We start from the raw sequence: 22,114 nt of genomic DNA on the forward strand, positions 1-22,114 counted from the left end.
GTTGCCGACGCGGGACTCAGCCCTGGTCGTAGCTCGGCGTGTCCTCGTAGGATTCGAGGTTGCACATGGCTTCCGCCTCCGAGCGGACCTCCTCCGGTTTCGCCTGCGCGAGGATCTTGAAGTAATCGGTATCGTCGCGCGGGGCGTCGTTGCCGGTGGCAAGGTAGATCGTCTGTTGCAGGTGATGCGAATTGGGATCCATCACCGCATCGAAGTGCTGAAGGCGGTCCTCCGCCGCGAAACGGCGTCCTTCCATGGCCTTGATCAGTTTGATGTTGTCGGTGCTGCCGACCTCCTCGATGACGCGCAGCATCTCGCGTGCCGCCATATAGCCCTGGTGGAAGACATTGCCCGGCACATCGACGCGCGTCTCCGGATAACGCGCCTTGTACTTGGCGACGAACTCCGGAACGCCAGGCAGGTCGAGATAGTGATAGAAGGTCGTGCCGAAGACGCCGAAGGCCGCGTCCGTCCCGAGGCCGTAAATGTCCGGCCAGTCCTGCTGATTGCCGACCCAGGCGATCTGGTCTTCGAGCCCCATGTCGCGGACCTGCTGGCGCAGCACCTTATAGTCATCGCCGCCGATCGCGGTCGCGACGACATCGGGCTTGGCCTGCTGGATGCGCAGGAGGAAGCCGGAGAAATCGCGCGTGCCGACGGGAACGGGCACCTCGTCCATGATCTCGGCACCGTAGCTCGTCGCGACCTCGCGCGTCGCGTCCTTGGTGTCCTGACCCCAGACATAGTCGCTGTAGATGATCAGCCAGCGCGGGCCGAAGGTCTCGATCGCGTTCTTGCTGGTCGCGCGGGTGAAGTTCTCACCATTGCCGTCGAAGACGAACTTCACGCGGTGGCAATTCTCGCCCGCTTCGGTCGGCGAAGACGAATTGGTGTTGAGGTAGATGCAGCCATATTTCTGCGCCACCTGCGAGATCGCGTTCGCGACACCCGACTGGATCGCGCCCATCATGAAGTGGACATTGTCGCGGGTGATCATCCGCTCGGCGACGCGGGTGCCGGTCTGCGGCGTCGTCTCCGTGTCGTACCAGACGTGCTCGATCGGTCGGCCGAGGACGCCGCCATTGTCGTTGAATTCCTCGATCGCCATGATCGCGCCGCGCCGCTCGGACTGGCCGCTGTTGGCGTACATGCCGCTCGCGTCCATCGTGAGGCCGATCTTGATCGGCTTTTCGGATTGGGCGAGGACGCGGTTGTGCTTGAAGGGGCCGAAGAAGGCCGCACCGGCCGCGCCACCCGCCACGCCGGCGCGCAGCAGAGACCGGCGGGAAATCGCGCTCATGAGGCTTGTTTTTTTGGTCATGTGTGTTTCCTCCGATTATTTTTTCTTCTCGGGGTCGGACCGCGCCTGTGTTCTATTTTGCGGCGCGGTCCAAAGTCTGCGCCAATCGGCGCCGATCCGTCCAATCAGTTCGACGTTTTCTTGAACTCCGTCTCCGCCGTCTGCTTGTGGGCCGCGAGCGCCATCAGCCGGCGATCACGCCAGTCTTGCAACGGGCCGAGCATCGCCTCCGGCCGCTCGGCGCGCGCCGCCTGCAAGATCGCCTCGAGAAATGCCGGCGACCATTCGCGTACGTCGCTCTGCTCCTCGGCGAGCCGGCGGAACGGGCCCTTTGCCCGTTCGGTGTAGTCCCCGACGCCGCCGGGCGCGTTGAGATCGATCGTCTCGAACGGGCCCATGAACGACCAGCGCAGGCCGAGCCCGTCGCTGACCGTGATGTCGAGCTCGGCGGGCGTCGTCACCCCGTCCTCGATCAGGCGGAACGCTTCGTTGAGGAGCGCCGCCTGCAAGCGGTTGAGGACGAACCCGTACGTCTCCTTGCGGATGATGACGGGCTTTTGCTTCACCTTCGTCATCAGCGCGTGCGTGCGCTCGACGACCGCCTCGTCGGTGAACGGGGCCGGGACCAGCTCGACGACGGGGACGAGATAAGGCGGGTTCACCGGATGGGCGACGATGCAGCGCGCCCGGCCCGGAAGGTCGGAGGCGAAGGAGGTGACCGGCGCGAAGGAGGCCGAGCTGGCAAGGATCGTCTCGGGCGGGGTGAGCCGGTCGAGGTCAGCAAAGACGCTCTTCTTCACGTCGAGCCGCTCAAGGGCGCTTTCCTGCACATAATCCGCGCCGTCGAGGGCCTCGGGAAGGGAGGAGGTGAACCGGACGCGGGCCGCCACCGTCTCCGGCGCCTCGGCGAGCAGGCCGATTTTGGCCAGATCGTCCAGATTGCCGCGCATCGTCTCCCGTGACGGGGCGAGCGCCTCCTCGAAGAGGTCGTAGACCGTGACCTCATGGCCGGCGCGGGCGAAGACGATCGCCCAGCTCCGGCCGATGAGCCCCGCTCCGATGACCGCGATCTTTTCCATTGCGGTTTGTCCTTTCTAGCGGGGAGATCAGAAGCCGACGGCGTCCGCGCCTTTGAGGCCGAGGCTCTCGCGGGCTTCGTCGGGCGTTGCGATTTCGCGGCCGAGGCCCTCCACGATCTGACGCACGCGGCGCACCAAGGCGGCGTTGCTCTCGGCGAGCTTGCCCGGCCCGTCCCACAGCGAATCCTCGAGCCCCACGCGGACATTGCCCCCCATCGCCGCCGACATCGCCGCGATCGGCATCTGATTGCGGCCGCCGCCGAGGACGGACCAACGATAGTCGTCGCCGAAGAGGCGGTCGGCGGTCCGTTTCATGTGCATCACGTCGTCGGGGTGCGTGCCGATGCCGCCCAAAATGCCGAACACCGACTGGACGAAGAGCGGCGGCTTGACGATGCCCCGGTCGAGGAAGTGCGCGAGATTATAAAGATGGCCGATATCGTAGCACTCGAACTCGAACTTGCTGTTGTTATCGGCGCAGGTCGTTAAAATATACTCGATATCCGAGAAGGTGTTCTTGAAGAGCCCGGCGCGGCTCTTTTCGAGATGCTCGCGCTCCCAATCGTATTTGAAATCCTTGAAGCGGTTCAGCATCGGAAAGAGCGCGAAGTTCATTGTGCCCATGTTGAGCGAGGCGAGCTCCGGCTTCAGCTTCGCCGCGGGGCCGACGCGCTCCTCGACCGGCATGCCGGGTCCGCCACCCGTGGTGATGTTGATGACGGCATCGGTCGACTGCTTGATGCGGGGCAAAAACTGCATGAAGTCGTCGGCGGTCTGGACGGGGCTGCCGTCCTCGGAATCGCGGGCATGAAGGTGGACGACGGCCGCACCGGCCTCCGCCGCCTCGATCGCCGACTGTGCGATTTCATCCGGCGTGACCGGAAGATAAGGCGACATCGAGGGGGTGTGGATCGCCCCGGTGATCGCGCAGCTGATGATGACTTTGTTGGATTTCGCCATGTTCTCTTCTTTTGTCTCGACCTTGGCAGAGGGTCGTCGCGCGGCCGCGACGGCGAAGCGCGAAGCCTCGCCCGTCGAGCTGCATGCGCGAGAAGAGGGCCGGACCGCCCCATGTCAGGCGCACGATGAGAGGAACCTCCCCGTCCCGTCTGTGATCACAGATCACGATGACGAGGCGATGCTGCCATCGTTCTTTTTTGCTGTCCAGCGACAATTTAGGATCGATCCATCGTCTGCGCGACCGCCTTCGCGCGGGCGACGGAAGGCGTCGCTCACGCGCCCGGCCGGGCGGGGAGACGGTCGATGGAAGGAGAACGTTTGCCTCGCGCCGGCGCTAATCTCTCAGCCTACCAGCGCGTTTTGAGGCGATCGGCGTTAGGCCCGCCCGTCTGGTCGAGCGGGGCCGGCTATCGCCGCGCGACGCCGCTCACCGGGGTCATCGGCGTGCCGTCGAAGAAGCGACCGAAGCGAAATGCATGCGGGTCGACGAGGGGCGCCGCGCCCGTCACGAGATCGGCGGCAAGACGGCCCGCCGCCGGGCCGAGGCCGAAGCCGTGGCCGGAGAAGCCGGTCGCGAGGAAAAGGCCGGGCGTTGCTTCGACCGGAGAGATTACCGGCACGGCGTCGGGCGTCACGTCGATCATCCCGGCCCAGGTCTGCTCGACCTTCACGCCGGCAAAGATCGGCCAGGCCTTTTCAAGGTTCGTGAGGATCGCGCGGATCGCCTTCTCTTCGGGCTTCGGATCGAGGATGCGCACGTCCTCGAAGGGGCTGCGCTCGTCGCCCGACCAGTGTCGCTTGCGCTTCAGCTCGTCGATCAGGTCGCCGTTGACGGTGAATTTCAGCGTCCGCCACTCATTGCGGATCGCCGGAATGAAGGCCCGCATCAGGCGCATCGAATCGAGTGTGATCGCGTATCGGTTGGCGAGCACGCTCGCGATGGTGTAGCCGCCATCGTCGCGCTTTCTCAGCGTGAAATCGGGATGCTTGAAGGTCATCTCCGGCCCGCCCGGCACCGGCGCGGTGCGAAGGACGGTGTTGCGCAGGCGAAGCTGCGGCAGGCGATGCCCGAGATTGCCGAGAAAGAGGCGCGACCATGCCCCGCCCGCGACGACGACCGCGCCGCAATCGATCCGCCCGTGCTCGGTGAGGACGGCGGAAACCTTGCCGCCCGTCGTCTCGACGGTGCGCACGGCCGTGTTGGTGAGGATCTTCGCGCCGAGCCGCTGAGCGCCGATCGCGATCGCGGACGCCGCCTTTTGCGGCTCGGCCCGGCCGTCCGCCTCGTTCACCAGCGCGCCGGCGATGTCGACATCGAGGCCGGGAAAGGGCGCCAACGCCTCCTTCGCCGAGGCGAGGCGGGCGGGGAGCTGGTGTTCCTTCAGCCGTGCGAGCCATGGCTCCATCACGTCGAGATCGGCCTTTGTGGCGCAGGCGAAGGTGATCCCGCATCGGCGATAGCCGGTGTCCCCTCCGATGCGCGTGTCGAGATCCTGCCAGAGGCGGACGCTCTCCACCATGAGCTGCATCTCGCGCGGGTCGCGCTGGGTGAGGCGGACCCAGCCCCAATTGCGGCTCGACTGCTCGGCTCCGATCTCGCCCTTCTCGCACAACACCACTTTGTACCCGCGCTCGGCGAGTTCGAGCGCCGTCGATGCGCCGACGATGCCGCCACCGATGACGACGATATCGGCGGCGCGCGCCTGCGCGAAAGCGTCCGGCGTGACGGGAACGGGGGTAGGGCCTGGCATGTCGGGGCTCGTGGTCAGTCGTGGCGGATGATGAGGTCGAGAAAGCGCTGGGTGCGCGGCGATTTCGGTGCGGTGAAGAACGCTTCGGGCGGCGCGATCTCGACGATCGCGCCGGCTTCCATCAGCACGACACGGTCGGCGACCTCGCGCGCGAAGCCGGTCTCGTGGGTGACGACGACCATCGTCATCCCGTCTTTGGCGAGGCGGCGCATCGCGGCGAGGACTTCGCCCACCATCTCCGGATCGAGGGCGGAGGTCGGCTCGTCGAAGAGCATCGCCTTCGGCTCCATCGCGATCGCACGCACGATCGCGACGCGTTGTTGCTGACCGCCGGAGAGTTCGGAAACGCGCGAGTTGAGCTTGTCCTCGAGGCCCACCATCGCGAGGAGTTCGCGCGCCCGTGCCTCGGCGTCTTTTTTCTTGAGCACGCCGGCGCGGATCGCCGCGAGGGTGACGTTGGTCTTCACATCGAGATGCGGAAAGAGCGCGTAATTCTGAAAAACCATGCCGAGTTCGCGCCGCACCTTGCGCCAGCTCCGATCCGAGCCGCCATCGACCTGCTCGTTCTCGACGATGACGGTGCCGGAGGTGATCGTCTCGAGCCCGTTCATGCACCGGATGAGCGTCGACTTGCCGGAGCCCGAGGGCCCGAGGATCGCGACGACCTCGCCGCGCGCGATGGATAGATCGATCCCCGCGAGCGCCGTCACCCCATTGGCGAAGGTCTTGGTGAGCCCGGCGACTTCGATCACCTTGTCGCTCATGGCGCGGCCTCGTTCGCCGTGACGATGTGGGCGGCCGCTGCGTCGAGGGCGGCGGCGGCCTCCGCGCGGCGGGCGTGCCAGGCATCGAGACGCTGACGGTCGGCGGCGAGCGCCGCCTCGGCCGCCGCGCTGAGGCGTTCGGACTGGACGAGGCTCGGACCGGAGCCGGCCGCTTGGGTGATGATCCCCGCCGGATCGAGGGCGCGCTCGATCGCGGCCGCATCGAGGGGCGGGCAGTCTTCGCCCACCTCGCGCGCCGCCTCGGCGATCCGGTCGACCGGCGAAAGGGGGCGCCCTTCGAGCGAGAGGCGGACGAAGCGGCCGACCACGTGATGGGCGGCCCGGAAGGTCATCCCGTGCGCGACGAGGCTGTCGGCAAGGGCCGTCGCGGTGGCGAAATTGGCGCCGGCGAGTTCGGCCATGCGTTCCACCTTGGGCTCGGCCGCTTCCACGACGATGCGCGCGATCGACAAGAGGTCGGCATATTCGCCGAGCGCGTCCCACACCCAGCGCGTCGCCTCCGCGCCGACCTCCTGGCTGTGGCCGAAGGGAACCGACCGGGCGGCACCCACCGCGGTCGTGAGCGCGCCGAGAAGCACCGCCGGGCGCGCTTTCAAATGTTCGAGGACGGCGAGATTCTTCTTTTGCGGCATGATCGAGGAGGTGATCGCGATCCGGTCCGGGAAGGCGAGGGTGCCGAACTCGAACGTCGCCATGAGATAGAAGTCTTGCGCCATCCGGCCCGTGGTCGTCGCCGTCGAGGTCGCGGCATAAGCGAGCTCGTTGAGGCCGTCGCGGTTGGCGACGGCATCGAGCGGATGGGCGTGGGCGCGCTCGAAGCCGAGAAGGCGCGCCGTGCGCTCTCGGTCGATCGGAAAGCCCGTGCCGGCCTGCGCGCCGGCGCCGAGCGGGCATTCGTCGAGCCGGTCGAGCGCATCGGCGATCCGGGCGCTGTCGCGGCGCAGGCCCGCTTCGATGCCGAGAAGATACCAGCCCCAGGTGATCGGCTGGGCGTGCTGGAGGTGCGTGTAGCCGGTCATCACCGTCGCGAAATGGGGGGCGGCGCGGGCGATCAGCGCTTCGCGGAGCGCGAGCGTTCCAGCATAGAGCCGCTCGGCGAGGTCGCGGGCGCGCAGGCGATCGGCGGTCGATTTCAGGTCGTTGCGCGAGCGGGCCATGTGCAGCCAGCCGGCCGTTTGGCCGATCCGCGCGAAAACCTCCGCCTCATAGTTGAAATAGGCGTCCTCCCGCTCGCCATCGAGCGTGAAGGCGGCGGGGCCCTCGGCGGCGAGGGCGTCGACGGTGCGCAGAAGGTCGGCGGCGACGTCGCCCGGCATCAAGCCGGCCTCGGCGAGCATCACGATATGCGCGCGGTTGATCGCCGTGAAGGCGGGGAGCGAGGGGGCGAAGGTGCGCTCGAGGAGAGGCTTATAAAGCCCCTCGATGATTTCGGGCGCGAGGGCCTCGGAGAGGAAGCCGGACACTTTCGAGGGCGCGTTCATGCTGTTTCAGCCGTCTGGAGGGAAGCGGAGACGCGGCGGGTGCGGCGTCGCCCGATGGTGCGCTCCAGCCATGCCGTGAAGAGGTTGAGGCTGAAGCAGATGACGAAATAGACGATCAGCACGAAGCCGAAGACCACGAAGGCGGGGCTGTGGCCGGTCATCAGGGTCGAGCGTTCGACGATGATCTGCGAGGTGCGCAGGAACTCCATCGCGCCGACGAGGGAGGCGAGCGAGGTCGCCTGGATGAGGATCGAAAAGAGGCCGGTGAAGGACGGGAGCACCGGCAAAATGATCTGCGGCAGGAGGATGTACCACATCGTCTCCCACGGGCGCATCGCGAGGGCGGCCGCGCTCTCGCCCTGGTGGCGGGGGATCGCGGCGAAGCCGCCGCGCACGATCTCCGCCCCGTTCGCCGCGCCCCATGTAGTGAGGGAGACGACCGCCGAGGAGAAGGGATCGAGCGACAGGCCGACGAGCGGCGCGCCGAAATAGGTGAAGAGGAGGTTCACGATCAGCGGGATGCCGCGAAAGAACTCCACATAGAGCGTCGTCACCCACCGGGCCCAGCGATGGCGGGAGACGGACATGATGCCGAACACCACCGAGATCACCGCGACGAGGGCGAGGGTGATCAGCGCGAGCTGGAAGGTGGTGATGAGCCCGCGCCAGAGGAGCGGCAAGGTCTGGATGATGATGTCCATGGCGTCAGGCCGTCCGGAAGGGTTTGTGGAGACGATGCTCGAGCCGCCGCACGCACCAGGACAGGACGACGACGAGGACGAGGTAGAGCGCGCCGATGGTGGCGAACATTTCGAGCGTGCGGAAATCCATCGCGACGCGGGTGGTCGCAGCAAAGGTGAGCTCGGCGACGCCGATCGCCTGGAGATAGGACGAATTCTTGAGCACCGAGATCGAGGTGTTCAGCATCGTCGGAATGCAGATGCGCAGGCCGACCGGGAGCGCGATGAAGCGCAGATAGAGCCCGCGTGACAGGCCGAGCGCGGAGGAGGCCTCTTTGAGCCCCTCCGAGACGCCGGCGAAGCCGCCGCGCACATTTTCCGTCATGTACGCCCCGCCCCACAAAGTGAGGGCGAGGACGCCGGACCAGAACCCGCCGAGCGGCAGGCCCATCGAGGCGAGGCCGTAGAAGATGAAGAAGATCTGGACGAGAAGCGGCGTCGAGCGGATGAAGTGGACATATCCGGTGGCGATCTGGCTCGCCACGGGCACCTTGAAGAGGCGCGCCGAGGCGCACAGAACGCCGATGATCACCGCGAGAACGATGGACAGGAGGCTGATCAACACCGTCATCGCGAGACCGGCCATCAGGTCCGGCCAGGCCCCATAGATATACGCGAAACTGAACGAATAATTCATGGGCTGTCCGGGGCGGCTTGCGGCGGGGATGCGGAGCGGGCTCGCGGGCACTCAGGCGGCGGCACGATCGCCGGCGGTCGCCTACGGGGCGAGCGGAGCGTCTGCCGGACCCTGTCGGTCCGGCAGCGGGGCGTGCGGCGCTTGGTGAGAAGCGCCGGCACGGGGTCTCAGTCCTGCGGCATCTGGGACATGTCCCAGAATTTCAGCTTGTCCTCGAGGTTCTCGTCGTCCGCATGTTCCTTGAACCACTCGACGAACTTGCCTTCGTCGGCCATGCGGGTGAGCGAGGCGTTCACATAATCGAGCCACTCGGTCTCGCCGGGGCGGACGGCAGCGCCGCGCGTGCCGATCTTGTAGACTTCGTCGATCAGGCGGACCTGGTCGTTGTTGGCCGCGATCGACATCAGCACCGGCGTGTCGTGGGCATAGCCGTCGACCCGGTTTTGCATCAGCGCCTGAAGCGAGTCCGAAACGCCGTCGAGGAGGAGCTTGTCGACCTCGGGATAGCTCTCGTCGAAGAACGGGATCTGCCAGGCGCCCTTCAGGAAGGCGACGGTCTTGCCGTTGAGGCCGGCGAGCGTGTTCGTGTCGTCGTCGGCGCGGACGAGGACGCCGGAGGACGACCAGGCATAAGGCTGGGAGAAGTCGATGACCTCTTCGCGCTCGGCGTTGATGCCCATCGTGGCGATTACGAGATCGACCTTCCCGCCGACCAGCGAGGGGATACGGTTCGCGGCGGTCACGCACACGATTTCCGCCTCGGCGTCGTCACCGAAGGCGTATTTCGCGATCTGGTGACCCATCGCGACCTCGACGCCGACCGGCGTGCCGGACATGTCGAGATAGCCTTCCGGCGGATAGTCGCATTTCGTGCCGACACGCACGACGCCGGCCTCTTCGATCGAGGTGGGCAGCGGCGGCATGTCTTGCGCGAAGGCCGGCGCGGTACCGACGACGGCCGTGACGGCGACGATTGCGGTGCACAGTGGAGCAAGTTTGACCATAAGCGCGAACTCCTCTCGGAACGCCCCGCGAAAGGCGGGGTCGGGGTCAATCGGCCAGGTCTCGCGGTCTCTCCGCTGCCTGGATTTTAAGCGCATTAAGAACTCGCTTAAAAACTATCCAAGTGCTGTCCCTCGCTGTCAAAGGACGAAAAATCGCGATATCATAACTGAAACTCATGAGGGCTCGCGCGACGTGCACGGCTTCACGCATCGTCAGGTCGAGGCATTCCGCGCCGTCATGATCAGCGGGTCGATGACCGAGGCGGCGCGCATGCTGTCCGTCACGCAACCGGCGGTCAGCAAGATCCTGCGGCAGATGGAAAACGAGCTCGGCTTCTCGCTCTTCCGCCGCGATGGCGGCTTGAAGCCGACCGAGGCGGCGGAAATCCTCTTCGAGGAGGTCAAGCGCGCCTATGCCGGGCTCGACCATATCGCGTGGACGGCCGCGCAGATCCGCAGCCGTGCCTCCGGCGCGCTGCGCATCGCGACCCTGCCGGCCTTTTCGGGCGGTTTCATCCAGCGGGTGGTGCGCACGCTCACCTTGCGCGACGACACGGTGCGCCTGTCCATCCAGTCCTTCAATTCGGAAGAGGCCGTCGATCTCGTCGCGAGCGGGTTATGCGATATCGGTTACGCGATGACGCCGGTCGCGCCCTCGCGCGTTCTTGTCGGCGAGGTCATGACGGTGCCGTCCTTCGCCATCCTGCCGGCCGACCACCGGCTCGCTGATCGCGACGTCGTCTCGGTGCGGGAGCTGCCGGGCGAGAATTTCGTGTCGATGGGTGAGGGGACGTCGAGCCGCCAGCGCATCGACGCGCTCTTCGCCTCGCACAATGTCGAGCGGGTGATGCGGCTCGAGGCGCGCTGGTCGTTCGCCGTCATCGGGCTCGTCGGCGCGGGGCTCGGCTGGGCGATCGTGGAGGGGTTCACCGCGCAGGCCGCGCCCGCCTTCGGCTGTGTCGCGATCCCGCTTGCCGAGCCCGCCGACTTCACCTTCGTCTGCGTCCGCCCGCGGCGCAGCCACGACACCGCCTTCGCCCACCGCTTTTTCGAGGTCTTCCACGTCGAGTTCGAGCGGCTGATCGAGCGATCACGCCGACCGATCCGCGAGATGGACCCGATCCGCACGACCCCGCCGTCGCCGGAGCCGGGGGTGTCGTGAGAAAAAGGCGTCGCGGTTATCGCCGCGACGCCTCGACGCCTTACGCCGCGGCGGCGGAGACGACGATTTCGATCAGGCAATCCTTGCCGAGATCGGCGACGCCGATGGTGGCGCGCGTCGGCAGGTGGTCGGCCGGAAGCCAGGCGAGCCAGGCCTCGTTCATCCCGTCCTTCGCGGCGAAGTCGGAGATGTAGATCATCGCCGTGAGGAGGTTTTCTTTGCTGGTGCCGAGATCGGCGAGGAGCTTGTCGATCTTGCCGCAGATCTCCTCGGTCTGGCCCTTCATGTCCTTCGTCTTGTCGTCCGCCGTGAGGCCGCCGAAATGAAGGACGCCGTTGTGCTCCACGACCCGGTGGTTGATGCGGGTCTGGAAGTGCCGCTTGATCACGAATGTCTCCTTGGTTCGTCGGAATGGGCGGCGGATTCAGTCTCGGATCCGCCGTTGCTCGGCCTCCCGCCGTCAGGCGTGGTGGGCGAATCGGGTGATGGAAAAGGGCTCGAGCGGCGCGTTCGTTTGCCCGTCCACGATGAGTTCGGCGATGACCGAGCCGACCCCCGGCCCAAGCTGGAAGCCGTGCGCGGAAAAGCCGAACGCATGAAAGGCGCCGTCCTCGGTGGCGGATGGGCCGATCACCGGAATGTCGTCCGGCATCCGGCCCTCGATCCCCGACCAGGCGCGCACCAAGGTCGCGCCGGCCATGATCGGAAAGATCTCCTTCGCGGTCGCGGCGGTGTGTTTCAGCTCGGCGAAATCGAGATGCGTCTCGTTGGTCGCCGGGTCGGCGCGTCCGCGTCGCCCGCCGCCGATGACCACCGTCCCGTTCGGCATCTGCTTGAACGAAAGGGGCCGGCCCGTCGCGCCGACGACGGCGTCGCAAAAATGCGGCATTCGCGCGGTGACGAGCATCATCGGCGCGATCGCCTCGACCGGGGCGTGCTCGCCGAGTTGCGCGGCGAGGGTGCCGGCCCAGGCGCCCGCGCAGTTGAGGAGCTTGTCGCTCGTGAAGGTGCCCTTGTCGGTCTCGACGACGAACCGGCCGTTTTCCCGCTTGATCGTGTTGGCGCGCGTCTCCTCGAAGACCCGGACGCCCTCGGCGATCGCCTTGCGCTGGAAGGCGAACACGGTGCGATAAGGCTGGGCGAACCCGTCGCCAAGGCTGCCGAGCCCGCCGACACAATGCGGCGCGACGGCGGGCAGATGATGCCGCAGCTCGTCCTCCGACAGGACGACCTCGTGATCATAGCCGAGCCGGTTGAGCGTAGCGGCCCGCTCCGACAGCGTCTGAAGCTCCGCCTCGTTCTCCGCGACCTTGATCTGCGGCGCGGCCTGAAAGGCGCAATCGTCGTCGACGATATCGGCGATGCGGTGCCACATCGCCATCGACCGGATCGACAGCGGGATCTCCGCGACGTGCCGTCCGAGCTGACGCACGCCGCCGGCATTGACGCCGGAGGCGTGACGGCCCGCGGTGTCCTTCTCGATCAGGATGACCGACATGCCCTTCTGGGCGCAGAAGAGCGCGGCGGAGGTGCCATGCAGCCCCCCGCCGATCACGATGAGGTCGGCGCCGGTCGTCACCCGATCACTCCGCGGCGATCGGCTCGTCGAGCGCCGCGAGCTCGGCGAGCGGGAGAGGCTTCAGCGGCGGACGGATCCGGTAATAGCCGATCGCGTCGAGGCTCTCGCCGCGCGTCACCGCCATGATCTCGGCGACGACGAGCCCGCAGACCCGGCCCTGGCACGGCCCCATGCCGGCCCGCAGATAGGACTTCACCTGATTGGGGCCCGGCGCGCCGAGCTTGGCGGCGGCGCGGATGTCGCCGGCCGTCACCTCCTCGCAGCGACAGACGACGACGTCGTCGGCCGGCGCCAACGCCTCGGGCGAGGGGGCGTAGAGCGTGTCGAGGAGCGGGCGGATCGCCCGGTCCTTGCCGAGCGCGGCGCGCACCGAGGCGACCATCGCGCCGTCGACGGAGCGACCCGCGGCCGTCGCGGCCGCCATCGCGGCGAGGCGGCCCGTCAATGCCGCTGCCCGCGCGCCGGAGATGCCGCCGCCATCGCCGGCGACATAGACGCCTTTGAGCGTCGTCTCGCCGTCCTCGCTCAGCACCGGCGCGAACGCGCGCTGTACCGTGTCATAGCGGTGCTCGCAATTGAGGAGGCGCGTGATCTGCTGGTTCGGAACGACGCCCTGATGAAGCGCGACGTGCCGCGTTTCGATCCGCTGACGCTCGCCGTCCGCGGTGAAGGTCACCGCCTCGACATGGTTCGTCCCCTCGATGACGATATCTTCGCCATAGCGGTGGACCGGCACACCCGCTTTGCGCACCGCCTTCATCATCTGAAAGCCCTTGGCGAGGTAGTTCTGGGCCTTCAGCGCCTTCGGAAGATGCTTCGCCGCGGCGAGGAGCCGGCCGCGCGGCACCGTCTCCACGATCGCCTTCGGCTTGGCTCCGGCGGCGATCATCTGGCTCGCGATCAGCCACAGAAGGGGGCCGGAGCCGACGAACACCGTATCGGGCTCGACGACGCCGTGCGCCTTCAGGAGAATCTGCATCGCGCCCGCGGTGGTGACGCCCGGAAGGAGCCAGCCCTTCATCGGCGTCGATCGCTCGACCGCACCCGTCGCGATGATGATCGCCCCGGCCTCGACCTGGCGCGACCCGTCGCCGGTCGAATAGTCGACGACCTTCTCCGGCGACACGTTCCAGACCGAGGCGCCGGCCCGATAGGTGGCGCCCGAGGCGCGGAACGCCTTGGCGAGCTCCGCCCCGTGCGCATAGTCGGCGCCGAGGATCGTCCGGCGCGCGGCGTCGGTCGCCTCGACGGCGCGATAGATCTGACCGCCCGGGGCGGGGGCTTCGTCGAGGACGAGGACGGAAAGGCCGGCCTTGTCGGCCTCGATCGCGGCGGCCATTCCGGCCGGACCGGCACCGATCACGACGAGATCATAGCGCGTCATGACAAGGCCTCCATCGCACCGTCCTGGGTCGTGACGACGAGGCCTTCGCGCGCCTCGACCATGCAGGCCTGCCGGTTCGGAACCCCGTCGATCGCGACGAGGCAGTCGAAGCAGATACCCATCATGCAATAGGGACCGCGCGCCATGCCGGAGAGGGCGGAGCGACGCGTCGCATCGATCCCGGCGGCGATCAGGGCGGCGGCGACGGTGTCGCCCGAGCGGGCCTCGACACGCTGGCCGTCGAAGGTGAAGGCGATGCGCTCGCCCGAAGCGTCAATGCGCGTTGGCATCGAACCTCCCTGCGGTGAAGACGGACAGCTCGTCGCCGATTTGGCCCTTCGCGATCATCGGGGCGAGCCCGAGCGCGTGGGCGGCGGCGAGCGTGACGCCGGAATGGCAATTGACGGTGAAGGCGCCCGGATGGGCGGCCGACTCCTCGTAGATCGGGTAGCCGTCGGGCGCCATCACGCGCAGCGCGGCCCACGACCTGACGAGCCTCAGATCCTTCAGGAACGGGAACATCTTCACGGCACGCGCGGCGATCATCGACATGGTCGGGGTCGTCGAGGTGAGGTTGAAGCCGACATCCTCGTGGCTGTCGCCGATCATGAACGTGCCTTCCGAGGTCTGGCGAACCACATGGGTCGGCATCGGAAGGAGTGGGCGGGCGCGCTCGGTGACGAGGATCTGCCCCTTTTCCGGGGCGACCGGCACGTCGAGGCCGACGCCTCCGCCGAGCTTTCGATTGCCGAGCCCGGCGGCGAGGACGAGCTTGTCGCCGCGCATCGTGCCCTTCGCGGTCTCGGCACGGAAGCCGTTCCCGTCGGGAGCGACCGCGCTGACGGACGCGTTCGGCACGATCTTGCCGCCCCGTTTTTCGATCGCGGTGTGGAGGGCGCGCAGGAGATAGAGCGGCGAGGCGTGCCCGTCATGCTTACAATAGGTGCCGCCGACGACATCCGGCCCGAGCCCCGGAACGAGCTCCCGCACCTGTTTGGCGTCGAGGATCTCGGCCCCATAATGGGCCGCGCCGTGCACATTGTGCATCCGGTGGATGAGCGCGCAACGCTTCTCGAAGTCCTCCTCCGAGAGCGAGAAATGCAGCCCGCCGGGCTTTTCATAATGGGTGTTGATGCCGGTCTCTTCGCCGAGCGCATCCTGCAGACCCGGCCACAGATCGGCCGACCGGCGGGTCCATTGCGCGTATTCCGGCCGCCCGTCGCCCTTCGACTGGACCCACACGAGGCCGAAATTGCCGCGCGAGGCACGAAAGGCGATATCGCCTTCGTCGAGCATCGTGACCGAGAGGCCCTCGCGCAGGAGGCCGTAGGTGGTCGCCGCGCCGACGAGGCCGCCGCCGACGACGAGAACGTCGCTCATCGCTTGCCCTCCCCGATGAGGAGACGGTCCAGGCCGTAGAGGCGGTCGACGAAGAGCATGACAGCAACCGTAAACAGGATCGCGATGGTCGACACCGAAGCGACAAGCGGATCGGTCGTCTGCGCGATGTGGGAGAAGAGGCGCACCGGGAGCGTGGTCGTGGAGGGGTTTACGATGAAGATGGAGACTGTCAACTCATCGAAGCTCGTGATGAAGGCGAGCACGAAGCCGCCCACGACGCCGGGGGTGATCGCCGGCAACGTCACCCGCCGGAACACCGTGCCGGGTTTCGCGCCTAGCGAGACCGCGGCTTTCTCGATCGACGGATCCATGCCGATCACCGAAGCGAGCACGAGGCGCAGCACGAACGGGATGATGATCACCGCGTGACAGAGCGCAAGGCCGATGAAGGTGCCGTTGGCGCCGAGCATCGACAGGAAGCGCAAAAACGAGATGCCGAGCACGACCGTCGGCACCGTGAGGGGCGACAGGAACAGCGCTTGAAGCGCCTCGCGGCCCCGGAAAGAGCCACGCCCGATCGCAAGCGCCGCCGGCACCGTGAGGACGGTCGCGATCGTCGCGGAGACGAGGCCGAGCTTCAACGACATGATGAAGGCGTCGATGAAATCCGGGTTGTCGAGGATCGCCCGGTACCAGCGCAGCGAGATCCCGCTCGGCGGAAATTCCAGATAGCCCTCGGGCGTGAACGAGACCGCGATGACGACGACGATCGGCGCGAGCATGAAGATCGCGAACAGGATGGTGCAGACCGTCGCGAAGCGTCCATTTTTCATTGGAACACCCCGGCGAAGCGACGTTCGACGATGCGGTTCCACGAGATCATGATGACGAGGACCGCGACGAGCAGGATGACGGCGATCGCGGCGCCGAGCGGCCAGTTCAACGTGTTGAGGAACTCGTCATAGACCGTGGTGGCGACGACCTTCACCCGCCGCCCGCCGATGAGGGAGGGGGTCGCAAAGGCCGAGGCGGAGAGCGAGAAGACGATGAGCGAGCCGGAGAGGACGCCGGGCATGGCCTGCGGCAGCACCACGCGGCGAAACACGGTCCAGGGCTTCGCGCCGAGCGACTCGGCCGCGCTCTGCGTCGCCGGATCCTGCCGCTGAAGTGCGGCCCAGACCGCGAGCACCATGAACGGCACCATGACGTGCACGAGCGCCACCACGATGCCGCCCGAGGTGTACATCATGCGAAAGGGCGAGTTGGTGAGGCCGAGGCCCATCAACGCGTTGTTGATGACGCCGTTATTGCCGAGAAGGATCGCCCAGCCGAGCGTGCGCACCACGACGGAGATGAGAAGCGGCCCCAGCGTGACGAGCACCATCACCGAGCGCCAGAATGGCCGCATCCGGGTGAGGAAATAAGCCTGCGGCGTGCCGATGATGGCGCAGATGATCGTGGTTGCGAGGGCGATCGCGAAGGTGCGGCCGAAGATCTCGTAAAAGTAGCTGTCGGTGAGGACGTCGATATAGTTGTGGAGTCCGAGCGTCATCTCGATGCCGGTGTAGAACCCGAACGAGTTGAACGAGAGGATGAACGTCATCACCAGCGGCACCACCATCATGATGGCGAAGAGGACGAGCGCCGGGGCGGAGAGGAGGAACGGGTTCATGCCGCGTCCCCGGTGGCGAGGATCCGCAGGTGCTCCGCCTGCCAGGCGAGGTGGACGGTCGACCCGGTATCGGGCTCCGAACGTCCCGCATTGCGCCGCGTGACGAGAAGCTCACCGATCGGCGTGTCGATCTTGAAGAGCCACTGATCGCCGAGGAAGACGCGCTCTGTGACGGTCCCGGAGAGGATCGCCTCGCCGGGGTCGACGAACGAGATCCGCTCCGGCCGCAGCGCCGCGAGCGCGGCCCCGGTGTGCGCGGCGCCGGCCGGGCAATCGAGGCGCACGCCGGCGGTCGTGACGATCGCACCGTTCTCGATCCGGCATTCGATCGAGTTCGACTTGCCGAGGAAGGTGGAGGCGAAGACGTTGCTCGGGTTCTCGTACGCTTCGAACGGGGCGGCCTCCTGCACGAGGTGGCCGGCCTGCATGACGGCGATCCGGTCGGAGAGCGCCATCGCCTCGTTCTGGTCGTGCGTGACGAGCAGCGTCGTGACACCGGCCTCTTGCTGGATGCGGCGCAGTTCGAGCTGCATTTCCTCCCGCAGCTTGGCGTCGAGATTGGACAGGGGCTCGTCGAGGAGGAGAAGTTCCGGCTCGATGACGAGCGCGCGGGCGAGGGCGACGCGCTGGCGCTGTCCGCCGGAGAGCTGGCGCGGATAGCGCGAGGCGAACGGAGAGAGGTGGACGAGATCGAGCGCGCGGGCGATCCGCGCTTTGCGCTCGCGCCGCCGGATCGAGCGCATCTCGAGGCCGAAGCTGACATTTTCCGAGACGGTCATGTGCGGGAAGAGCGCATAGGTCTGAAAGACGATGCCGAGACCGCGCTCGCGCGCCGGAACGCCGGACAGATCACGTCCATTGAGGTGGATCGTGCCGGAGGTCGGCTCCTCGAAGCCGGCGATCATCTGAAGCGTCGTCGTCTTGCCGCAGCCGGACGGGCCGAGCAGGGAGACGAACTCGCCGCGCTCCACATTCAGCGAGAAATGATCGACGGCGAGGGTGTGTCCGAACGCCTTGGTGAGGCTGTCGAGTTCGAGATAGGCCATGGGGCGGGTCTCTGCCGATGGTGGCGGCCGCAACCGCGGGAAGGGCGGCCGGCGAGAACGCACCGGCCGCCCGCACTGACGAAGGGTCGGGAGCGGCTTACCGCTCCACCTCACGCGCCCAGCGCTGGGTCCACTCTTCGCGCTTGGGGTTGATCACGTCCCAATCGACGGAGACCAGCGCGGCGACCTCGTCCGGGCCATAGGGAACGATCGCGGCGAGATCCTCGGAGATCTCGGCCTTCGCGTTCACCGGACCGACGCCCATCGCGTCGGCGATGCGCTCCTGGATCTCGGGGGTGAGCATATAGGACACGAACGCCTGCGCCTCGTCCGGCGCGTTGCTCTCGACGACCGGACAGGCGGCGAGCATCAGCGCGACGGCGCCTTCCTTCGGATAGGCGAAGGCGGCGGGGAAGCCGGTATCGGCGAGGCTCTTGGTGCGGCCCGAGCCCCAGATCGACAGGGCGATCTCCTGGGATTGGAAGAGCTCGGACATCCGGCCTGAGGAGGGCTCGAACACGAGGACGTTCGGGGCGACCTTGTCGGCCATGACCTCGAAGCCCGGATCGATATCCTCTTCGCTGCCGCCGTTGAGACGGGCCATCATGACGAGCGTGTGAAGGCCGTAGGTGTTCGAGATCGGGGGCACCACGAGAAGGCCCTCGAACTTCGGATCCGCAAGGTCCATCCACGAGGAGGGCGGCTCCCAACCCTCGCGCTCGAACCACTCGGTGTTGTAGGTGAAGCCCGTCGCGACATAGCCGAGGCCGACCGCGTTGTCGGAGAATTTGGCGTTGTCGTAGATGTCTGCGTTGATCACGTCGTCGGCGATCGGGGCGCAGAAGCCGAGCGCGTCGGCCTGATACATCGGCCCATCGTCGAGGATGACGACGTCGAGCTCCTGATTGCCGCGCTGGGCGACGAGACGGGCGAGGTTCTCGGTGGAGTTGCCGGGCACGAATTCGATCGTCACGTTGTGCGACTTCTCGAATTCGGGAATGACGAGCTCCTTCATCAGGGTCTCGAACGAGCCACCATAACTGCCGACGGTCAAGGTTTCCTGAGCTTGGGCGGCGACGGACAATCCGGCCGCGGGGATGCCGACGAGGACGCCGGCTGCAACGGTCGTGAGAAGTTTGTTCAAGAGCCCCTCCATCTCATTTTGTCTTCAAAATGGGCAGGCGAATGAAATGAGCATCGGCCATAGCTTTCAAATCAGAAGTTGTGGCATTGGCATAACATTGAGTTATAGGCTGGAGCGACTCTAATCGGGTTGGTGCGGTCATGGCGCGGGCGAACATTCGGCAGATCGAAGCCTTCAACGCGGTGATGAAGGTCGGCTCGGTGACGGGCGCCGCCGCGACGCTCTATGTCAGTCAGCCCGCGGTGACGCGGCTGTTGAAGGCGTTCGAGGAATCGTGCGGCTTTCCCCTGTTCGAGCGGCGGCCTGGCCGGCTGACGCCGACGCGGGAGGCGCGCCAGCTCTTCACCGAGACGGCGACGCTCGAGACCGGGCTCGTTCGGGTCCAACGGGCCGCCCGCGCCATTCGCGACCGCGAGCGGGGGGAGATTTCCGTCGTCGCGTTTCCCGCGATCGCGATGCAGCTCGTGCCGCGCGTCCTCGCGAGGCTCTTTGCGGACCGCCACGATGTCCGCATCACGCTCCTGACGCGGACGTCGGTTTCGGTGGAGGACGTGATCTTGTCGCGTATGGCCGATTTCGGCCTGTCGCTTCTGCCGGCGCCGAGCGCGGCGCTCAACTCCGTGGCGGTGCGGGAGATCTCGTTCATCTGCGCGCTGCCGAGTGATCATCGTCTCGCGGGCGAGAAGTCGATCGCGCTCGCCGACCTGCGCAACGAGCGCATCATTTCGCTCGGGCGGGATGACCTGTCTTATGGGGCGACCGCCGCCGCCTTCGAGCGGGACGGGGTGCCGCTACGACCCGTTGCGGAGGTGCAGATGGCCGAGGCGGCGAATGCCCTCGTCGCCGAGGGCTATGGCGTCGCGTTGCTGCCGAGCCTGATGCAGGCCGGCCCCTACGATCCCGACGTCGTCCACCGCCCGCTCGCGGATCCCATCCGCATGAAGGTCTGGCTGATCAGCCGGTCCGATGTGCGCCTGCCGCGGGTCGGCGAGGAAGCGCTCGAAAAGATCCTCGAAGCGCTCGATGCGTTGGATGCCGTGACGGTTTGAAGCGGCACGGCCGCGGCGCCCTGGGGCGGCTCGATCTCGGCGCATGCGCGGGGGCGTTCCCACCGGCACCATCTCGTCTGAACGCACGCCTCGATGCGCCCTCGCACGCCCATTGACAATGGTTGGCGAACCACGCTTACTGATATGTAAGTAGGGGCAAGACTCCGAACGCCCATGAGCCGATCTTTTTCGATCTGACATGGACGCGGCGACACGCATAATGCACGTGTAAGACGAGCTGGTGATCGGAGCCGAGAGACGCTCCGACGCTGAAGATGGGACGAAACGCCGGCCACGCCCGGTCGACGAAAGGGGACGGATCCTTGCTTCTCCAAGGCATGAAGGTCGTGAGCTTTTGCCACTTTCTTCAGGGACCAGCCGCCATGCAGTATCTGGCGGACATGGGCGCTGAGATCATCAAGATTGAGCCGCCGCACGGGGCGTATGAACGCCATTGGGCGGGCGCCGATCGCGCCAAGGTCGCGGGCGTGTCGGCCTTTTATCTGTCCGCCAATCGCGGTGCGAAATCGATCGCGATCGACCTCAAGAAGCCCGAGGCGCGCGAGCTCGTCATGCGTCTTATCGAGCAGAGCCACGCGGTGACGGAGAATTTCCGGCCCGGCACGCTCGATCGGCTCGGCCTCGGCTACGACGCCGTGCGCGAGCGCAAACCCGACATCATTTACGCCTCCGCCTCGGGGTTCGGCCGCACGGGGCCGCTCGTCAAGAAGCCCGGCCAGGATCTCGTCATCCAGGCGATGTCCGGCCTCATCGCGGCCAATGGCGGCGGCGAATCGCCGGTCGCCGTCGGCTGCGCCGCTGCCGATCAGCACGGCGCGGCGCTGATGGCGCTCGGCGTCCTCGGCGCGTACGTGAAATGGCTCACGACGGGTGAGGGCACGCGGGTCGAGTCGACGCTCCTCGGCGCGGGGATCGACCTTCAGATGGAATCCCTCGTCACCTATTATGCCTCGAAGCGTGGGCGCGACATTCTCAAGCGCGACCCGCACCTCGCCACCTGGTTCCACGAGGCGCCCTATGGTGTCTACAAGGCCGCGGACGGGTTCATCGCCGTGTCGCTCAATCCGCCCGAGAAGCTGTCGCGGGTCTTGGAAAGCGAGGCGATCGCCGCCTTCATCGGCAAGAGCGCCTACGACAATCGCGATGCCTACGCGAAAACCCTCGCCGAGGAGCTGAAGCACCGCACGATCGCCGATCTGTCGGCCCGCTTCGATGCGGCGGATATGTGGTACGCGCGCGTCGACGATTTCGACGATCTCGTCGAGAACCCGCAGGTGCAGCACATGGAAGTGTTCCGCGAGGTGCCCGTCCACGACGACACGATTCGCCTCCTCAACCATCCCCTCCGCTATGACGGCAAGGTCCCCGACCATCGCCCATTCGCGCTGGAGCAAGGGGCGAACACGCGCGAAATTCTTGAAAATTTTGGTTTCGGTTCGTCCGAGATCAACTCGTTGTTCGACGCCGGTGTCATCCATGAGCCGGCCGTGAAGACAGAAATGGCTGGGGAGTAAAATGTCCAATTTCTACGTGAAGATCGGCGACACCGTCTCCGTGACGAAGACCGTCGGCGAGAGCGACGTGTACATGTATGCCGGCATCACCGGCGACCTGTCGTGGAACCACGTCAACGAACACTTCATGAAGAAGACCGCCTATGGCGGCCGCATCGCGCACGGCGCGCTGATGGTCGGCTTCATGTCGACCGCGTCGACGCTGATGGTCGAGAAGTGCGGCGGCGGCGTTCCGGCCGACGAAACGCCGGTCTCGCTCGGCTATGACCGGGTCCGCTTCATCGGCCCCGTCTTCCTCGGCGACACGATCACCGTGACCTACACGATCATCGGAATCGACGACGTGAAGCGTCGCTCGAACTCGGAGATCAAGATCACGAACCAGCGCGGCGAGACCGTCGCCGTCGCGAACCACATTCTGAAGTGGGTCCCGAACAGCAGCGACCTGCGCGCTGCCGAGTAACG

General features: G+C 66.5%; 22 protein-coding genes. 4 read left to right on the forward strand and 18 right to left on the reverse strand.

What is annotated here, in order from left to right; translation table 11 throughout:
- Positions 1-16 precede the first annotated feature (16 nt).
- The 9 genes from L1787_RS17470 to L1787_RS17510 all read right to left on the reverse strand — a co-directional run bounded on the left by L1787_RS17470 (position 17) and on the right by L1787_RS17510 (position 9,737).
- A complete protein-coding gene (locus L1787_RS17470; protein ID WP_235710301.1) occupies positions 17-1,321 on the reverse strand; it encodes an ABC transporter substrate-binding protein in 1,305 nt (434 codons plus the stop codon).
- A 104-nt stretch (positions 1,322-1,425) separates the two neighbouring features.
- Positions 1,426-2,379 carry a 3-hydroxyacyl-CoA dehydrogenase gene (locus tag L1787_RS17475; RefSeq protein ID WP_235710302.1) on the reverse strand — a complete coding sequence of 318 codons (954 nt, stop codon included), beginning with the start codon at positions 2,377-2,379 and terminating at the stop codon, positions 1,426-1,428.
- A gap of 27 nt (positions 2,380-2,406) precedes the next feature.
- Complete coding sequence (kce, locus tag L1787_RS17480; RefSeq protein WP_235710304.1) at positions 2,407-3,339, reverse strand: 3,5-dioxohexanoate:acetyl-CoA acetone transferase; 933 nt, start codon at positions 3,337-3,339, stop codon at positions 2,407-2,409.
- A gap of 407 nt (positions 3,340-3,746) precedes the next feature.
- The gene (locus L1787_RS17485; RefSeq protein ID WP_235710307.1) at positions 3,747-5,090 is read right to left on the reverse strand and encodes an NAD(P)/FAD-dependent oxidoreductase; all 1,344 of its coding nucleotides are present in this window, start codon (positions 5,088-5,090) and stop codon (positions 3,747-3,749) included.
- Positions 5,091-5,104: 14 nt separating this feature from the next.
- Positions 5,105-5,854: an amino acid ABC transporter ATP-binding protein gene (locus L1787_RS17490; RefSeq protein ID WP_255720598.1), complete on the reverse strand. Its 750-nt coding sequence runs from the start codon at positions 5,852-5,854 to the stop codon at positions 5,105-5,107.
- Positions 5,851-7,356 carry an argininosuccinate lyase gene (gene argH, locus L1787_RS17495; protein ID WP_235710309.1) on the reverse strand — a complete coding sequence of 502 codons (1,506 nt, stop codon included), beginning with the start codon at positions 7,354-7,356 and terminating at the stop codon, positions 5,851-5,853. Before argH ends, L1787_RS17490 begins: the two co-directional genes overlap by 4 nt.
- The gene (locus L1787_RS17500; RefSeq protein WP_235710311.1) at positions 7,353-8,057 is read right to left on the reverse strand and encodes an amino acid ABC transporter permease; all 705 of its coding nucleotides are present in this window, start codon (positions 8,055-8,057) and stop codon (positions 7,353-7,355) included. The genes argH and L1787_RS17500 overlap by 4 nt, the downstream gene beginning before the upstream one ends.
- Positions 8,058-8,061: 4 nt before the next feature.
- Positions 8,062-8,733, reverse strand: coding sequence for an amino acid ABC transporter permease (locus L1787_RS17505; protein WP_235710313.1), 672 nt, complete (start codon positions 8,731-8,733; stop codon positions 8,062-8,064).
- Between the two features lie 167 nt (positions 8,734-8,900).
- The gene (locus L1787_RS17510; protein WP_235710315.1) at positions 8,901-9,737 is read right to left on the reverse strand and encodes a transporter substrate-binding domain-containing protein; all 837 of its coding nucleotides are present in this window, start codon (positions 9,735-9,737) and stop codon (positions 8,901-8,903) included.
- A 193-nt stretch (positions 9,738-9,930) separates the two neighbouring features.
- Between L1787_RS17510 and L1787_RS17515 the strand changes: the two genes are divergently transcribed.
- Positions 9,931-10,899, forward strand: coding sequence for a LysR substrate-binding domain-containing protein (locus L1787_RS17515; RefSeq protein WP_235710317.1), 969 nt, complete (start codon positions 9,931-9,933; stop codon positions 10,897-10,899).
- A gap of 40 nt (positions 10,900-10,939) precedes the next feature.
- Here L1787_RS17515 and L1787_RS17520 read toward each other — a convergent pair whose 3' ends face one another.
- The 9 genes from L1787_RS17520 to L1787_RS17560 form a co-directional block, all read right to left on the reverse strand.
- Positions 10,940-11,287, reverse strand: coding sequence for a RidA family protein (locus L1787_RS17520; RefSeq protein ID WP_235710319.1), 348 nt, complete (start codon positions 11,285-11,287; stop codon positions 10,940-10,942).
- 72 nt (positions 11,288-11,359) lie between these two features.
- On the reverse strand, positions 11,360-12,478 hold the full coding sequence (locus L1787_RS17525; RefSeq protein ID WP_235710321.1) for an NAD(P)/FAD-dependent oxidoreductase: 1,119 nt from the start codon (positions 12,476-12,478) through the stop codon (positions 11,360-11,362).
- 4 nt (positions 12,479-12,482) lie between these two features.
- Positions 12,483-13,862 (reverse strand): FAD/NAD(P)-dependent oxidoreductase, encoded by a 1,380-nt coding sequence (locus tag L1787_RS17530; RefSeq protein WP_235710324.1) that lies wholly within the window; start codon positions 13,860-13,862, stop codon positions 12,483-12,485.
- On the reverse strand, positions 13,859-14,152 hold the full coding sequence (locus tag L1787_RS17535; RefSeq protein WP_235710326.1) for a (2Fe-2S)-binding protein: 294 nt from the start codon (positions 14,150-14,152) through the stop codon (positions 13,859-13,861). Before L1787_RS17535 ends, L1787_RS17530 begins: the two co-directional genes overlap by 4 nt.
- The gene (locus L1787_RS17540; RefSeq protein ID WP_235710328.1) at positions 14,136-15,242 is read right to left on the reverse strand and encodes an NAD(P)/FAD-dependent oxidoreductase; all 1,107 of its coding nucleotides are present in this window, start codon (positions 15,240-15,242) and stop codon (positions 14,136-14,138) included. The genes L1787_RS17535 and L1787_RS17540 overlap by 17 nt, the downstream gene beginning before the upstream one ends.
- Positions 15,239-16,036, reverse strand: coding sequence for an ABC transporter permease (locus tag L1787_RS17545; RefSeq protein ID WP_235710330.1), 798 nt, complete (start codon positions 16,034-16,036; stop codon positions 15,239-15,241). The genes L1787_RS17540 and L1787_RS17545 overlap by 4 nt, the downstream gene beginning before the upstream one ends.
- Positions 16,033-16,875, reverse strand: coding sequence for an ABC transporter permease (locus tag L1787_RS17550; RefSeq protein WP_235710332.1), 843 nt, complete (start codon positions 16,873-16,875; stop codon positions 16,033-16,035). The genes L1787_RS17545 and L1787_RS17550 overlap by 4 nt, the downstream gene beginning before the upstream one ends.
- Positions 16,872-17,921 (reverse strand): ABC transporter ATP-binding protein, encoded by a 1,050-nt coding sequence (locus L1787_RS17555; protein ID WP_235710334.1) that lies wholly within the window; start codon positions 17,919-17,921, stop codon positions 16,872-16,874. Before L1787_RS17555 ends, L1787_RS17550 begins: the two co-directional genes overlap by 4 nt.
- A 97-nt stretch (positions 17,922-18,018) precedes the next feature.
- Positions 18,019-19,065, reverse strand: a complete 1,047-nt coding sequence (locus L1787_RS17560) for an ABC transporter substrate-binding protein (protein WP_439648298.1) — start codon at positions 19,063-19,065, stop codon at positions 18,019-18,021.
- 140 nt (positions 19,066-19,205) lie between these two features.
- Between L1787_RS17560 and L1787_RS17565 the strand changes: the two genes are divergently transcribed.
- From L1787_RS17565 to L1787_RS17575, 3 genes are all read left to right on the forward strand, one after another.
- On the forward strand, positions 19,206-20,114 hold the full coding sequence (locus L1787_RS17565) for a LysR substrate-binding domain-containing protein (protein WP_235710338.1): 909 nt from the start codon (positions 19,206-19,208) through the stop codon (positions 20,112-20,114).
- Positions 20,115-20,452: 338 nt separating this feature from the next.
- On the forward strand, positions 20,453-21,649 hold the full coding sequence (locus L1787_RS17570; RefSeq protein WP_255720616.1) for a CaiB/BaiF CoA transferase family protein: 1,197 nt from the start codon (positions 20,453-20,455) through the stop codon (positions 21,647-21,649).
- Between the two features lies 1 nt (position 21,650).
- Entirely contained in the window at positions 21,651-22,112 is a 462-nt protein-coding gene (locus L1787_RS17575) for a MaoC family dehydratase (RefSeq protein ID WP_235710342.1), read from the forward strand.
- Positions 22,113-22,114: the final 2 nt, after the last annotated feature.

Origin of the sequence: Acuticoccus kalidii, assembly GCF_021556395.1 — a bacterium.
GTDB lineage: Bacteria > Pseudomonadota > Alphaproteobacteria > Rhizobiales > Amorphaceae > Acuticoccus > Acuticoccus kalidii.

Bases quoted from the DNA above. Each gene is read 5' to 3' on its own strand.
- L1787_RS17485 (WP_235710307.1), bottom strand. From the start codon at position 5,090: ATGCCAGGCCCTACCCCCGTTCCCGTCACGCCGGACGCTTTCGCGCAG.
- L1787_RS17500 (WP_235710311.1), bottom strand. From the start codon at position 8,057: ATGGACATCATCATCCAGACCTTGCCGCTCCTCTGGCGCGGGCTCATC.
- L1787_RS17470 (WP_235710301.1), bottom strand. From the start codon at position 1,321: ATGACCAAAAAAACAAGCCTCATGAGCGCGATTTCCCGCCGGTCTCTG.
- L1787_RS17530 (WP_235710324.1), bottom strand. From the start codon at position 13,862: ATGACGCGCTATGATCTCGTCGTGATCGGTGCCGGTCCGGCCGGAATG.
- L1787_RS17505 (WP_235710313.1), bottom strand. From the start codon at position 8,733: ATGAATTATTCGTTCAGTTTCGCGTATATCTATGGGGCCTGGCCGGAC.
- L1787_RS17565 (WP_235710338.1), top strand. From the start codon at position 19,206: ATGGCGCGGGCGAACATTCGGCAGATCGAAGCCTTCAACGCGGTGATG.
- L1787_RS17535 (WP_235710326.1), bottom strand. From the start codon at position 14,152: ATGCCAACGCGCATTGACGCTTCGGGCGAGCGCATCGCCTTCACCTTC.
- L1787_RS17575 (WP_235710342.1), top strand. From the start codon at position 21,651: ATGTCCAATTTCTACGTGAAGATCGGCGACACCGTCTCCGTGACGAAG.
- L1787_RS17490 (WP_255720598.1), bottom strand. From the start codon at position 5,854: ATGAGCGACAAGGTGATCGAAGTCGCCGGGCTCACCAAGACCTTCGCC.
- kce (WP_235710304.1), bottom strand. From the start codon at position 3,339: ATGGCGAAATCCAACAAAGTCATCATCAGCTGCGCGATCACCGGGGCG.
- L1787_RS17550 (WP_235710332.1), bottom strand. From the start codon at position 16,875: ATGAACCCGTTCCTCCTCTCCGCCCCGGCGCTCGTCCTCTTCGCCATC.
- L1787_RS17475 (WP_235710302.1), bottom strand. From the start codon at position 2,379: ATGGAAAAGATCGCGGTCATCGGAGCGGGGCTCATCGGCCGGAGCTGG.
- L1787_RS17540 (WP_235710328.1), bottom strand. From the start codon at position 15,242: ATGAGCGACGTTCTCGTCGTCGGCGGCGGCCTCGTCGGCGCGGCGACC.
- argH (WP_235710309.1), bottom strand. From the start codon at position 7,356: ATGAACGCGCCCTCGAAAGTGTCCGGCTTCCTCTCCGAGGCCCTCGCG.
- L1787_RS17555 (WP_235710334.1), bottom strand. From the start codon at position 17,921: ATGGCCTATCTCGAACTCGACAGCCTCACCAAGGCGTTCGGACACACC.
- L1787_RS17545 (WP_235710330.1), bottom strand. From the start codon at position 16,036: ATGAAAAATGGACGCTTCGCGACGGTCTGCACCATCCTGTTCGCGATC.
- L1787_RS17510 (WP_235710315.1), bottom strand. From the start codon at position 9,737: ATGGTCAAACTTGCTCCACTGTGCACCGCAATCGTCGCCGTCACGGCC.
- L1787_RS17570 (WP_255720616.1), top strand. From the start codon at position 20,453: ATGAAGGTCGTGAGCTTTTGCCACTTTCTTCAGGGACCAGCCGCCATG.